General features: G+C 70.0%; 8 protein-coding genes. 4 read left to right on the forward strand and 4 right to left on the reverse strand.

Annotation, left to right across the window (positions count from 1 at the left end; translation table 11 throughout):
• Nucleotides 1-10: 10 nt before the first annotated feature.
• The 3 genes from M8C13_RS24130 to M8C13_RS24140 all read right to left on the reverse strand — a co-directional run bounded on the left by M8C13_RS24130 (nucleotide 11) and on the right by M8C13_RS24140 (nucleotide 5,299).
• Nucleotides 11-2,749 (reverse strand): AAA family ATPase, encoded by a 2,739-nt coding sequence (locus tag M8C13_RS24130; RefSeq protein ID WP_252482956.1) that lies wholly within the window; start codon nucleotides 2,747-2,749, stop codon nucleotides 11-13.
• A gap of 167 nt (nucleotides 2,750-2,916) precedes the next feature.
• Nucleotides 2,917-3,924, reverse strand: coding sequence for a sorbosone dehydrogenase family protein (locus M8C13_RS24135; RefSeq protein WP_252482957.1), 1,008 nt, complete (start codon nucleotides 3,922-3,924; stop codon nucleotides 2,917-2,919).
• A 130-nt stretch (nucleotides 3,925-4,054) separates the two neighbouring features.
• Nucleotides 4,055-5,299 carry a sensor histidine kinase gene (locus tag M8C13_RS24140; protein ID WP_252482958.1) on the reverse strand — a complete coding sequence of 415 codons (1,245 nt, stop codon included), beginning with the start codon at nucleotides 5,297-5,299 and terminating at the stop codon, nucleotides 4,055-4,057.
• 135 nt (nucleotides 5,300-5,434) lie between these two features.
• Here M8C13_RS24140 and M8C13_RS24145 point away from each other — a divergent pair, with 135 nt between their 5' ends.
• Nucleotides 5,435-8,452: an NACHT domain-containing NTPase gene (locus M8C13_RS24145; protein WP_252482959.1), complete on the forward strand. Its 3,018-nt coding sequence runs from the start codon at nucleotides 5,435-5,437 to the stop codon at nucleotides 8,450-8,452.
• Between the two features lie 98 nt (nucleotides 8,453-8,550).
• Complete coding sequence (locus tag M8C13_RS24150) at nucleotides 8,551-8,706, forward strand: DUF6131 family protein (protein ID WP_247763934.1); 156 nt, start codon at nucleotides 8,551-8,553, stop codon at nucleotides 8,704-8,706.
• Between the two features lie 31 nt (nucleotides 8,707-8,737).
• Here M8C13_RS24150 and M8C13_RS24155 read toward each other — a convergent pair whose 3' ends face one another.
• Nucleotides 8,738-9,211 carry an Lrp/AsnC family transcriptional regulator gene (locus M8C13_RS24155; protein WP_252482960.1) on the reverse strand — a complete coding sequence of 158 codons (474 nt, stop codon included), beginning with the start codon at nucleotides 9,209-9,211 and terminating at the stop codon, nucleotides 8,738-8,740.
• Between the two features lie 61 nt (nucleotides 9,212-9,272).
• Between M8C13_RS24155 and M8C13_RS24160 the strand changes: the two genes are divergently transcribed.
• Both M8C13_RS24160 and M8C13_RS24165 read left to right on the forward strand, forming a co-directional pair.
• Complete coding sequence (locus tag M8C13_RS24160; RefSeq protein ID WP_252482961.1) at nucleotides 9,273-10,172, forward strand: SMP-30/gluconolactonase/LRE family protein; 900 nt, start codon at nucleotides 9,273-9,275, stop codon at nucleotides 10,170-10,172.
• A 24-nt stretch (nucleotides 10,173-10,196) separates the two neighbouring features.
• Nucleotides 10,197-13,061, forward strand: coding sequence for an NACHT domain-containing NTPase (locus tag M8C13_RS24165; protein WP_252482962.1), 2,865 nt, complete (start codon nucleotides 10,197-10,199; stop codon nucleotides 13,059-13,061).
• Nucleotides 13,062-13,190: the final 129 nt, after the last annotated feature.

Consider the following 13,190-nt stretch of genomic DNA (forward strand, 5'->3'; position numbering starts at 1 on the left):
TGGGGCGGGCTCAGTTCGCCTTGGCCAGGGCTTCGGCCAGCTGGGTGCGGCCGCGGATGCCGAGCTTGCGGTAGGCGTGGGTCAGGTGGATCTCCACCGTGCGCAGGCCGACGTGGAAGCGTTCGGCGATCTCCTGGTTGGTGTGCCCCTCGGCGGCCAGCGCGGCCACCCGCAGCTCGGTGCGGCTGAGCTCACCGCCGCCGTCGGCCCGGAAACCGTACTCCCGCAACAGGGTCCGCGCCCTGGTCACCACCCGCGGCGCGGCGCAGCGCTCGCCAAGCCGCAGCGCCTCGCGCAGCGACTCGTCCGCACCGGCCACCCCCAGCCGCTGCCGCGCCTTGCCGCGCTGGATCAGCGCCCGCGCCAGCTCCAGCCTGCTGGTCCGCCCGCGCAGCACCGTCACCGCCTCGTCCAGGTACCGCAGCCCGGCCCGCTCCCCGGTCAGCCGCGCCGCCGTGCACAGCGCCACCCCCAGCGGTTCCGGCGAACCCCAGCTGCGGGTCAGCGCCAGCTCCTCCTCCACCAGCGACCAGGCCTCCCGGGACTGGTCCATCATCAGGTGCGCGATCGCGGCCACCGAACGCCATGGCACACAACCGGGATAGGTCCAGCCGACCTCGGCCAGCCGCCGGCCGCACTCCAGCGCGTCCCGCAGCGCGCCGGTGGCGTCCTTCTGCACCAGGCGGATCCGGCCGGAGAGCGCGAAAACCTGGTCCCACTCCCGGAATCCGACCCCGCGCCCGGTGACGTACTTGTGCACCACCGCCGCGGCCCGCTCCGGCCGCCCGTTCTCCAGCAGCGCGCCGCCCAGCGCGATCACCACCGCGCCCCGGTTCGGGTGCTCCGGCACCGTGCGCAGCAGCCGCGCGGCCATCCGCGCCTCGCCGATCGCGTCCTGCACCCGGCCCTGCCGGATCAGCATCATCGCCCGGTAGCTCAACCCGGTCACCAGCCGCGCGGTGGACCCCTTGCGCTGGGCGTCCACGATCGGCGCGTCCAGCGCGGCCATCGCCTCCGGCAGGTCGTCGGTCAGCGCCAGCGCGACCCCGCCGTAGAGCAGCGGCGAGGTCAGGTACTCCGCGGTGTCCGGCGCGTCGGTGAGGGAAAGCCTGGCCAGCGCCCGGATCTGCTCGATCTCCCCGGAGCACCGGATGGCCTGGTTGTAGGCCTCCACCGCGAGCAGCTGCCGTCCGACCCTGGTGGCCTTGAGGTTGTTCCACTGCTGGTGCACGCTCCGCCGCACCGAGCCGTAGCGGCTGTCCGCGTCCTGCGGGTCGGTGGCGGGCACCAGCGCCAGCAGCCGCGCCGCGGTCAGCAGCGGCGAGGGCTCCCCACTGCCCTCACCCGGCCACAGCTGCGGCACGATCCGCTTGACCACGCCCACCAGCGCCGGCGTCGAGCTGATCACGCTGGGATGCGGGTAGTTGGTCAGCAGCGCGGCCTGCGCGTGCGGGGTCGGCGCCAGCGCGAGGGCGTCCAGCAGGCTGTCCGCGGCCGCGCCAGGATCGGTGTGGTAGCGCGCCGCGGACAGCTCGGTGAGCACCGTGGCCCGCAGCGAACCCGTTGGCGGCTCGGCCAAAGCCCGCCGCAGGTAACCGGTGGCCGAGCGGTGGTCCCCGCGCCGCAACGCGTTCCCGGCCGCGGTGCGCAGCACGTCCACCGCCTGCTGGTCGCCCTCCGGCCGCGCCGAGACCAGGTGCGGCGCGATCAGGTCGGGGGACTCCCCGTGCTCCCGCAACAGTTTCGCCGCCTGCACCCGCAGCCGGTGGTGGTCGTGCGAGGGCAGCCAGCGCAGCACGGTCTGGCGCACCTTGGGATCGCTGACGGTCAGCCGCTGGCCCTGACCGAAGATGGACAGCTGCCGCAGCCGGGCCGCGGCCCGTTCCGCCTGCTCGGGCGCCAGCCCGATCAGCTCGCCCACCACGGCCAGGCTGGTGGACTCGCCCAGCAGCGCGATCACCTCGGCCAGTCGCCGCACCGCCCGGGACTCCGCGCGCAACCGGGCCACCGCGAGCCCGGTGCGCAGCTGGCCGACGATCGCGCGCAGCGCGAACAGCTGCTCGGGCTGCGGTTCGATCCCCTTGCGCCGCAAGGAGTCCAGCACCGAGTTGAGCAGCTGCGGCTCGCCGCCGGTCAACCGGTGACAGGCCGAGGTGAAGGCCTCGGCCGGCTGCTGGTTGAGCCGGTTGCGCAGCAGCTGGCCGACCCCGCGCTCGGTCAAGGGCTCCGGCCGGATCGGCTCACCGCCCATGGCCTCAATCAGCTCGGCCGCCTCCGGCGCGCGCGCCTCGCCGCCGCCCGCCCGCGCGGTGACCACCAGCGCGATCGGCAGCGCCGCGGTGCGCCCGGCGCAGCGCACCAGCAGCTCCAGCGAGGCCCGGTCGGCCCACTGCACGTCGTCGGCGAAGACGCACAGCGGGCCGGGCGCGGCCGGTCCGGTCAGCAGGTGGCCCAACCGGCCCAACACCGTGATATCGGGGCCGGAGAACAACTCCAGCCCGTTCTCCCCTTCCCGGAGCAGCGGCGCCACCAGCTGCGCGGCCAGCCCCAGCTCGGTCTCCTGCTCCGCCGCCCGGCACCCGCCGCGCAGCACGTGACAGCCCGCGGTGACGGCGTGCTCGGCCGCCGCGTCCAGCAGCGCCGTCTTGCCGATCCCGCTGGGTCCTTCGATGACCACGGTCCGGCCCACGCCGGACTGGGCACTGTGCACCGCGGCCCGAAGTGCGGACAGCTCAGATGACCGCTCCACCAACACGAGTACTCCTTGACGGGCTCAGGTCAGTTTGCGCAGGGCGGCGGTCCACGCGTGGCGTCTGGCCCCTCACCGTAACCGCCCACACGGTTCCCGGTGGTCAAGAAGGCACCCAAATCTGGCCGGATCCGCGGCTTTCGGTGCTCCGGTAACGCGTGACCGCTCTAGCCGTCGGTGCTGAGCACCTTGTCACCACCGGCGACCCCGCTGGGGCCGTTGGAGGTCAGCACCCACAGCGTCCGGTCCGGCGCGACCGCCGCGTCCCGCAGCCGGCCGTAAGTGCCCTGGTAGAGCGCGGTCGGGTTGCCCACGCCGGAGTCGGTCAGCGGCACCTTCCACAGCCGCTGCCCGCGCAGCGCGGTCACGTAGACGTTGTTGTTGTAGACCGCGATCCCGCTCGGCGAGGCCTCCGCGGTGGTCCAGGTCAGCAGCGGGTTGCGGAACCGGGTGTCGTTGCAGCGGCCCTCACAGGTCGGCCAGCCGTAGTTGGATCCGGCCACGATCTGGTTCAGCTCGTCCTGCCGGTTCTGCCCCAGCTCGGAGGCGAACATCCGGCCCCTGCTGTCCCAGGCCAGTCCCTGCACGTTGCGGTGTCCCAGCGTGTAGACCAGGGTGCCGGAGGGGTTGCCCGGCGCGGGTTTGCCGTCCAGGGTCATCCGCAGGATCTTGCCGCCGAGGGAGTTCGGGTTCTGCGAGTTGGCGGTGTTGGCCGCGTCGCCGGTGCCCGCGTAGAGGTGGCCGTCGGGCCCGAAGGCCAGCCGCCCGCCGTTGTGGATGTTGGCCTTCGGGATGCCGGTGACGATGGGCTGCGGCGCCTGGCCGAGCTTGAACCGGGCGATCCGGTTGTCGCTGGCCGAGGTGTAGTAGACGAAGATCCAGCCGTCACTGGCGTAGTTCGGCGACACCGCGATGCCCAGCAGCCCGCCCTCACCGCCCGGGCGCACCCCGGGAATGGTGGCCGCGGTGCTGACCGCGGTGCCCTTGATGGACAGCACCCGCGCGCTGTTGCGCTCGGTCACCAGCGCGGAGCCGTCGGGCAGGAAGCCGACGCCCCAGGTGTAGGCCAGGTTCTGCGCGATCACCCGGACCGCGGCCGGTTCGGCGGCGGCGGTTCCCAGGGGCAGGGCCGCGACAGCGGTCGCGGCGAGCAGCAGCCGAAGTCGTCTCCTCATGGTGGACTCCCCAATCGGCGGCAGTAGGAGGGTTGTCCACCCAGCCAACACGCCTGCCCGCGCACCGGCCACCGGAGAAGGCAGCCCCCGGCCACGACTTTCGTCGGAAAGGTCCGGTGTGGACAGAAGGTCAACTCGAATGCGACCAGACCAGCTCCACGCAGGTCCCGCTGTCGGCCATCGAGTCGACCTGCACACTCCCGCCGATCTCCCGCATCCGCCCGCCGATGGAGGAGGTCAGCCCCTGCCCGCGCGGGGTGCGGATCGGGTCGAACCCCCGGCCGCGGTCCACCACCCGCACGCTGAGGGTGCCCTCGACCCAGGACACGGTCACCCAGGCCTGGTCGGTGCCGGCGTGCTTGGCCACGTTGTTCAGCGCCTCCCGGCAGGCGTCGGCCACCGCCTCCACCACGTGGTGCGGCAGGTGCCCCGGCACGGTGTCCGGGATGTAGCGCACCCGCAGGTCAAGGGCTTCGGCGTCGGTGACCACCTCGGCCAGCCGGTCACCGAGCCCGGTGAAGGAGTTGGTGGTGTCGGCCGCGATCAGCCGCCGCACGTACTCGGCGTCCTTGCCACAGCGCTTGCGCACCTCCTCCGACCGGTGGTCCAGCCCGCCCATGGAGATCGCGGTCAGCGTGGCCAGCGCGTTGTCGTGCAGGGCCCGGTAGTGCCGCGTCCTGGTCTCGAACCGGGCCCGCTCGGCGGCCTGCCTGGTCTCCGCGCGCAGCCGCGCCTCGGTCTGCTCGTCCAGGTACTGGGCCTGCGCGGTCAGGTACCGGGTCATGAAGTAGAGGATCGCGCCGAAGAAGATGCACGAGTTGAGGTGCCCGACCACCGCGGGCAGCAGTGGCTGGCCCGGCTGGGTCTCCGCGCTGAGGGTGAGCACGTACCAGGCCATCGGCACCGCGTTGAGCGCCACCGCCCAGCGCAGCGGCAGCACCGCCCCGATCAGCGCCGCGGTGCCCAGGGCGTACTTCGGCGCCCAGTTGACCGTGGTGAACTCGAACCCGGCTTGCACGTTGGAGGTCACCACGGTCATCAGCGCACAGGCCAGCACGATGTCCACACCGACGTGCCGGTAGGTGAACCAGCCGTGCTTGCGCACGTAGTAGCCGAGATAGCCCTGCCACACCCAGGCCACCCCGAGCAGCGCCCCGTTGAGCGCCGGGCTGGAGTGCCGGTGCAGGTCGGCGCTGGCCATCGCGATCGAGGCCGGGATCAGGTAGGAGGCCCGCTGCACGAACAAGATGACCGCGATGAACCACCGCGTCCGCTGCTCCCCGTTCTCCGCGAGCATGTACCGCGGATCAAGCCAGGCCCATCGCCTGCGTTTGGTCTCGCCGGGTTCCTGCTGTGCCTCAGTCCGCGGATGCACCGCTACCGCACTCCCCTACCTCGCCCCTGAACCCAGATTCCATGCCAGTCACCCGGTCCGGGGCAAGTCGCCGAATGGCGTACCACCGTGCGGCAACGCACACAACGGCCGAACTAACCGGCATAGCCTCTGCCGGTGACCGGCATCGAGAACGCACTGCTCCGCGCAGCCACCCAAGTGGTAGGCCAGGTGGTCCGCCCCCTCCTGCCGGATCTGAAGGCCCGCAAACACCGCTTCACCGAGCTGTCTGACCTGGTCAACGCGAGTGTCGGCGACTTCTTGACTCGCCGGAAGGTGCGCGAGCAGTTGGAGCGGATGGTCACGGACGTCTTCGAGCGGTTCCAGGATCGGGCGGGGCAGGAGTTCCGCCATTTGCCGGAACACGAGATGACGGCGGCGTTGGCGGCTGTTAGCGAAGCGTTGTCAGGGCATGAGCTGACGGATGAAGCGCTGTTCGAGACTGATCTTGATCATCGCAAGCTGGCCAGGTCGGTTCGGGACCGGACGACTCCGCCAGATGGCCTGTCCGCTGATGCCGAGATTGTTTACTCCCGACTCTTGGACATCGCCTGCCTGTGCCTGGTCCGGTTGGTCATCCAACTGGAACCTTTCCAGCCGCGGGCGTCGGTCGAGACGCTGTCCCGGCTCACCGCGCTGGCAGATGACGTCGAGCGTGTGCTGGATCGGCTGCCCTTCACCAGCCTGGATGCGCCGGAGGGGGCGGAGAAGGACGAGGATTTCCGGTTTCGTTACCTGGAATTTGTCACGTCGACCATGGACCGGCTGGACCTGCTCGGCGTGCCGGTCAGCCAGCGGTCCTCGGTCCGGCTCAGCGTGGCCTACCTCAACCTGCGGGCCGATGACAGCCACGACAGCCGTCTCTCGAAGGTTCTGGGTGCTCATCGCCGTACCTTCGTGCGCGGAGAGGCGGGCTGCGGCAAGAGCACGCTGCTGCGGTGGCTGGCGGTGACGGCGGCGGGCAGCCGGTTCAGGGAGGAGCTGGCGCAGTGGAATGGCCGGGTCCCGCTGCTGATCAAACTTCGTAGCTTCGCCGAGGCCGAGCGGTTGCCGCGTCCGGACGAGTTCTTCGCCAAGGAGACCGATCCGCTGTTCCAACTCCTCCCGGCTGGCTGGGTGCACCGGCAGATGCTGGCGGGCGGGGCAATCCTGTTGGTCGACGGTGTGGACGAGTTGCCGCACGGCCGCAGGGAACAGGTTCGGTCCTGGCTGGACGGGTTGATCCGCACCTATCCGCATTGTCTCTTCGTCATCACTTCCCGGCCCGCGGCGGCGGCCCAGGACTGGCTCAGCGGGCTGGAGTTCCACTCGGCCACGGTCCAGCCGATGGGGCGGAACGAGGTGCGCGTCTTCGTCCGGCGGTGGCACGAGGCCATCCGCGGGCGGGCCAGCTGCGCCGACGACGAGCTTCCCGCGTTTCAGGCCGCGCTGGTGCGCCAGCTCTCGATCCAGGACCACCTCCGGGCACTGGCCGTCAGCCCGCTGCTGTGCGCCATGTTGTGCGCGCTGAACCTGGATCGGGAGACCCAGCTGCCGAAGGACCGCACCAGTCTGTACCAGGCGGCCCTGGAGATGCTGCTGGTGAACCGGGACCAGAGCCGGAACATCCGAACCGAACTGGACCAGCTGCTGGACCTGCAAGCCAAACAGACCCTGTTGCAACGGTTGGCCTGGCACCTGACTTTGAACGAACTGTCCGAAATGGACAGAAAGCAGGTTGAGCAGAAGTTCGCCGAAGCCGCAAAGTCGATGATCCGTCTGGCAGGCAAGGATCTCAGCGGGAAGACCATCCTCAACTACCTGATCGAGCGCAGCGGAGTGATCCGCGAGCCGGTGGTCGGCCGGATCGACTTCGTGCACCTGACCCTGCAGGAGTTCCTGGCCGCGAAGGAGATCGTCGAGGAGAACCACATCCCGCGACTGGTGAAGGAGGCGCACGAGCCCTCCTGGCGTGAGGTTCTGCTGATGACACCGGGACAGGCGACCAACCCGCAGCGTGTCGAGCTGTTCAGCGGTCTGCTCGACCGAGCCGACCGGGAAGCTCCGGACCTCGCGCGCAGGCTGCGACTGTTGGTGATCACGGCAACGGCCAATCCCCGACCGATTCGGGAAGAGCTGCGGCGGCGGATCGAACAGGTCGCGACAGAGTTGCTGCCGCCGAAGAAGCCGGATGAGGTCCGTGAGCTGGCTGCCGCGGGAGAATGGCTGCTGGACTTCATGCCCGCTCGAACCGAGCCTCTGGGCAGCCTCGGTGCCAGGTTCTGCGTCGAACTGGCTGCCATGATCGGCGGGCCGAAAGCGCTGCGGCTGCTGGCAGGTTACGCGGCTGACGCGCGTGAGCAAGTCCAGGTCGAATTGGTGGCCGGCTGGGCAAGCTTCGACCATGGCCAGTACGCCCGAGACATCCTCGCCAACGCGCCACTTCATCCAGGCTGGGTCAGGGTCGAGGCCCCAGGTATGTATCCCCACCTACCGCTTCTCCAGAAGCTCCGTCGACTCGAAATCGCTGGATCCGCAGATCTACCGCCCCTGCCACTGCTGACCGGCCTCTGCCTCGCCAGGGGCGGCGAGGTCGATCTGGATCGGCTCGTGGATCAATTTCCGGTTCTCGACACCGTGGCGCTCGTCAACGTCCGGAGGGTCACCGGCATCCCCGCGCTGACTCGGCTGCCGAATCTTCGTGTCTTGACACTCCTCAGTCTGGATGTCCTGCCGAGCTTGGCCCCACTCAAGCAACTGCGTGGACTGGAGGTGCTGACCTTGGGGCGCACGTGTACGGGCATGGACCTCCAGTTGGTCGCCGAGTTGCCGAAGCTGCGCGAGCTGATGGTGTTCGGCCTCCGCGACCCGCAGGCTCTCGAAGTGCTCCAGCGGGCGAAGAAGCTGGATCACTTCGGACTCGATGGTGGCTTCGACTCACTTGACTTGGCTCCCTTGGCACGGTGCGGCAACCTTCGTTCCTTGACCTTGTGGAACCTCGCGCCTGACGCCGACCTCAGCCCCCTGCTCGCACTGCCACTGTTGGAAACGGTCCACACCAACAACAAACTCGATGAGCAGGACCTCCGGCCGTTGCTGAGACGAGGAGTGAAGCTGAACGTCGGGCCCAGGAGCGGGCCGCTGATCCGGGACTAGCCGTCGCTGGGCCGAACGGCGGCACCCCCGCGCGGCAGGTTTGGCCAGGTGTGGGGCCGGTAATCCCCGAAGCGTCCCCACCAGAAAGGGAGGCAACAGTGATCATTCTCGGTGCGATCCTGCTCCTCATTGGGTTTCTTGCCGACATCTCCGTCCTGTGGACGATCGGCATGGTGCTGGTCGTGATCGGGCTGGTCCTGGCGGTCCTCGGCGGAACCGGCCGAGCCGTGGGTGGCCGGCCGCATTGGTACTGACGCCCTTGATCTCCCGTGGGCGCGCCGTCTGTCAGCCCGGCGCGCCCACGGGTCCAGGGTGTCCACAGTGGACTGGCCGCTCGAACATGGTCTCCAGGGACATCACCGTCTGGGTGCCGGAGACTCCTTTGACCGCGAAGACGCGGCGCAGCACGTCCTGCAACTCTTCCGTGGTGCCGGTGCGCACCTTCAGCATCACCGAGGCCGCGCCCGCCACGATGTGCGCTTCCTGAACCTCCGGTATCGCCGTGAAGGCCTTCCGGGTGGCCGCTTCGCCCATCCAGGCCTTGGCCTCCACCAGTACGAAGGACAGCACGCCCGCGCCGACCGCGGCCGGGTCGACCTCGACGGTGGTGCGGCGGATGATCCCACGTTCCTTCAGTTTCCGGACCCGCTCGTGTGCCGCGCCTGCGGACAGGCCCACCGCGGCGCCCAGTGCGGCATAGGACTGGGTGGCGTCGTGCTGTAGCTCCGCGAGCAGACTGCGATCTGTGTCGTCCATCATCGACAGAACCTCATGTGGTCATGCTAGCTTATCGCCGAACCTGATTCAGGAAGAGGCGGAGATGGCTGACCGAGTGCGGGCTGTGTACGAGGTGCTGGACGAGCGGTTCCAGCGGGTCGCGGGGGATGACTACCTGGAGGTCCTCTTCGACGGTGGGCGCTGGCTGGAAGGGCCCGCCTACTTCCCGGCCGGGCGGTACCTGGTGTTCAGCGACATCCCCAATGACCGGATGATGCGCTGGGACGAGACCACCGGTGCCGTCGGCGTTTTCCGGCAGCCGGCCAACTACAGCAACGGCCACACCGTGGACCGGCAGGGCCGCCTGGTCAGCTGTGAGCAGGGCGCGCGGCGGGTCACCCGGACCGAACCGGACGGGACCATCACCGTGCTCGCCGACCAGTGGCAGGGGCGGAAGCTCAACAGCCCCAACGACATCGTCCAACGATCGGACGGGTCGCTCTGGTTCACCGATCCCAGCTACGGCATCGACAGCGACTACGAGGGCAACCGGGCCGAGAGCGAGACCGACGGCTGCCACGTCTACCGCATCGACCCCAGTGGCGAGGTCACCAGGGTCGCCGACGATTTCGCGCGCCCCAACGGATTGGCCTTCTCCGCCGATGAGCGGCAGCTGTACGTGGCCGACACCCGGCACCGGCACATCCGCCGATTCACCGTGGGGGACAACGGAACCCTCAGCGGCGGCGAGGTCTTCGCCGAGTGCACCGCGGGCAACCCGGACGGCGTCCGGCTGGACGAGCTGGGCCGGGTCTGGCTGGCCGCGGGGGACGGGCTGCACTGCTTCGCCCCGGACGGCACGCTGATCGGCAAGCTGCGGGTGCCCGAGGTCTGCGCCAACTTCACTTTTGGTGGTCCCAAAAGGAATAACCTATACATCTGCGCGACCAGCTCGGTGTACTCGATTCGAGTCAACTTCAACGGAATCCGCTACCCGCGCTGACCCGGGTCACTACGCTCGGTTGCCATGATCGACCTGGGCGGGTCCGCCCTCAAGGCGGCCAACGCGGTGGTCCTACAGGCCGCCCGCACCTTGCTGGCCGACCACCGCGACCGGGCCGAACGGCACACCGACCTGGCCGAGCTGGTGCGCGGTCACTGGACGGACACCCTCACCCGGCGCAAGGTCCTCGCCCAGCTGGACCGGATGGTCACCGAGGTGCTGGAGCGCCTGCTGGACCGCGCCCGCGAGGACTTCCGCGCCCTGGACGAACAGGAGCTCACCGCCGCCGCGTTCGCCGTCGGCGACACCTTGGCCGAGGCCGACCTGTCCGACGACCGGTTGTTCGCCGCCGATGCCGACGCGCGCAAGCTGGCCATCGCCATCCGGGCCAAGGTGCCCGCGCCCACCGGCCTCAGCGCCGACGCGCACACCGTCTACGACCGGCTGCTGGACCTGGCCTGCCTGTGCCTGGTCCGCATGATCACCCAGCTGAAACCCTTCCCCGCCAGGGCTTCCGCGGAGACCCTTGCCCGGCTCACCGACCTGGCCGGGCAGCTCGCGCTGATCCTGGACCGCCTGCCCTACACCACCCTGGACGCGCCGGCCGGGGCCGACCACGACGAGGACTTCCGCTTCCGCTACCTGGAGCTGATCAGCACCCGCTGGGACGTGCTGGAGCTCTTCGGCCTGCCGCTGCGGCACCGGGCCAGGGTCAAGCTCAGCATCGCCTACCTCAACCTCACCGCCACCGGCGCCACCCGCCTGTCCGCCACCCTGGCCGGGCACCCGCGCACCTTCGTCCGCGGCGAGGCGGGCTGCGGCAAGACCACCCTGTTGCGCTGGCTCGCGGTCACCGCCGCGCGCAACGCCTTCGACGGCGACCTGGCCGCCTGGAACGGGTGCGTGCCGTTCCTGGTCAAGCTGCGCAGCTTCGCCGACGCCCCGCGCTTCCCCCGGCCCGGCGAGCTGTTCACCGGCGCCGACGACCCGCTTTTTGAGCTACAGCCGCCGAACTGGGTGCACCGCACGCTAGACTCCGGCCGGGCGCTGGTGCTCATCGACGGCGTGGACGAGCTGCCCGCGGTGCGGCGCAAGGAAGTCCGGGCCTGGCTGGACTCCTGGCTGCACGCCTACCCGCGGGCCAAGTTCGTCATCACCTCCCGGCCCGCCGCGGTGGCCGAAAACTGGCTGGCCGCCGAGGACTTCCACACCGTGACCGTGGAACCCATGGCGCGCGCGGACATCCGCGCCTTCATCCGCCAGTGGCACGAGGCCATGGCCACCCTCGCCCCGCCCGACCTGGAAACCGAACTGTCCGCCTGCCAGGCGGAACTGCTGCGCAAGCTGGACACCCAGCACCACCTCGCCCAGCTGGCCACCAGCCCGCTGTTGTGCGCCATGCTGTGCGCGCTCAACCTGGACCGCGAGTCCCGGCTGCCGCAGGACCGCAACGGCCTGTACCAGGCGGCGCTGGAGATGTTCCTGGAACACCGGGACGACCGGCGCGGCATCCGGATGCCGCTGGACAAGGTGCTCGACTACCGCGGCAAGGTGACGCTGCTGCGCGACCTGGCCTGGCGGCTGACCCTCAACGAACAGTCCGAACTGGACCGTGGCCAGGTGGAGGCCACCATGGCCCGCAAGCTCCAGCTGATGCCCAGCTTCCGGGCGAACCAGCTGGCGCCCAGGGAGGTGCTGGACCACCTGTTGGTCCGAAGTGGACTGATCAGGGAACCGGTGGTGGGCCGGATCGACTTCGTGCACCGCACCTTCCAGGAGTACCTGGCAGCCGGTGAGATCGCGGAGGAGAACCACATTCCCATGCTCATCAAGCGGGCGCACGAGGTGGCCTGGCGGGAGGTGGTGCTGATGACCCCCGGCCAGGCCAACCTGGCGCAGCGCGCCGAGCTGATCCGCGGCCTGCTCAGCCGGGCCAAGCGCAGTCCCGACCACGCCACCACGCTGCGCATGCTCGCGGTGGCCGCGGGCGGCGGCGCGTCCACACTGCCTGCCGAGCTGCTGGAGCGGGTGCGGCTGGCCACGGAGAAGCTGTTGCCGCCCAAGGACGCCAAGGCCGCGGCCGAGCTGGCCGTGGTCGGCGAGGTGGTGCTGGACCACCTCCCGCCCGGCATCGCCTCCTATCCCGAGGAGACCGCGGTGGCCTGCGTGCTGGCCGCCGCGCACGTCGGCGGCCCGCGGGCGCTGGCCCTGCTGCGCGAGTACGCGGCCCACCCGTCGCCGGAGGTGCAGCGGGTGCTGGTGGACTGCTGGCGCTACTACGATCCCGAGGACTACGCCAGGCAGGTGCCGTTCCGGCCGGACGGCCCGGTCCAGGTCAACGCGGCCCAAGCCGCCTGGGCGCACCTGGTGCCGGGGTTGCGCGAGCTGCACATCATCAACGAGAACCCGGTCCGGCTGCGCTTCCACGGCGACCTGCCGGAGCTGGCGCAGCTGACCGTGCGGGCCCCCGGCCTGACCGGACTGCCCGCGCTGCACCGGATCCCGAACCTGACCCGGCTCGACCTGCCCATCAGCGGCCGCTGGAACGGGCTGGAGGCCCTGTGCGCGCTGACCTCGCTGCGCACGCTGGTGCTGCGTGGCGCGATCGCGCTCGGTGGGCTGGCCGTGCTGCGCCCGCTGCTGCCCCGGCTTACCCGGCTGGAACTCTGGGACTCCGGCCTGGCCATGGACCTGAGCGCGCTGGCCGCGGCCGAGTCGCTGGAACAGCTCGTCCTGCTCGACGACCACGGCAGGCACACACTCGACCTGACACCGCTGACCGGGTTGGTCCGGTTGCGCTACGTGATCATCGATGGCTGGGCAGATGTGCGCGGGGTTCGTCAACTGGAGCGCAAAGGTGTCTATGTGGAAGGGCTGTCCAAGACGTAGGGGAATCCGGCACAGTACGGGCGGGCAGGCGAACCGTAGTGCGACGAGCTTCGCTAGCGCCGAGTCGATCGGGGCCGTGATCGTCATCATAAAATCGAAACCGGTTTGAACAACGGACAAAAGCTCAGG

The organism is Crossiella sp. SN42 (genome assembly GCF_023897065.1).
Taxonomy (GTDB): domain Bacteria; phylum Actinomycetota; class Actinomycetes; order Mycobacteriales; family Pseudonocardiaceae; genus Crossiella.

Excerpts from the sequence above, each read along its gene's own strand:
- M8C13_RS24135 (WP_252482957.1), bottom strand. The coding sequence starts at position 3,924 with ATGAGGAGACGACTTCGGCTGCTGCTCGCCGCGACCGCTGTCGCGGCC.
- M8C13_RS24155 (WP_252482960.1), bottom strand. The coding sequence starts at position 9,211 with ATGATGGACGACACAGATCGCAGTCTGCTCGCGGAGCTACAGCACGAC.
- M8C13_RS24165 (WP_252482962.1), top strand. The coding sequence starts at position 10,197 with ATGATCGACCTGGGCGGGTCCGCCCTCAAGGCGGCCAACGCGGTGGTC.
- M8C13_RS24160 (WP_252482961.1), top strand. The coding sequence starts at position 9,273 with ATGGCTGACCGAGTGCGGGCTGTGTACGAGGTGCTGGACGAGCGGTTC.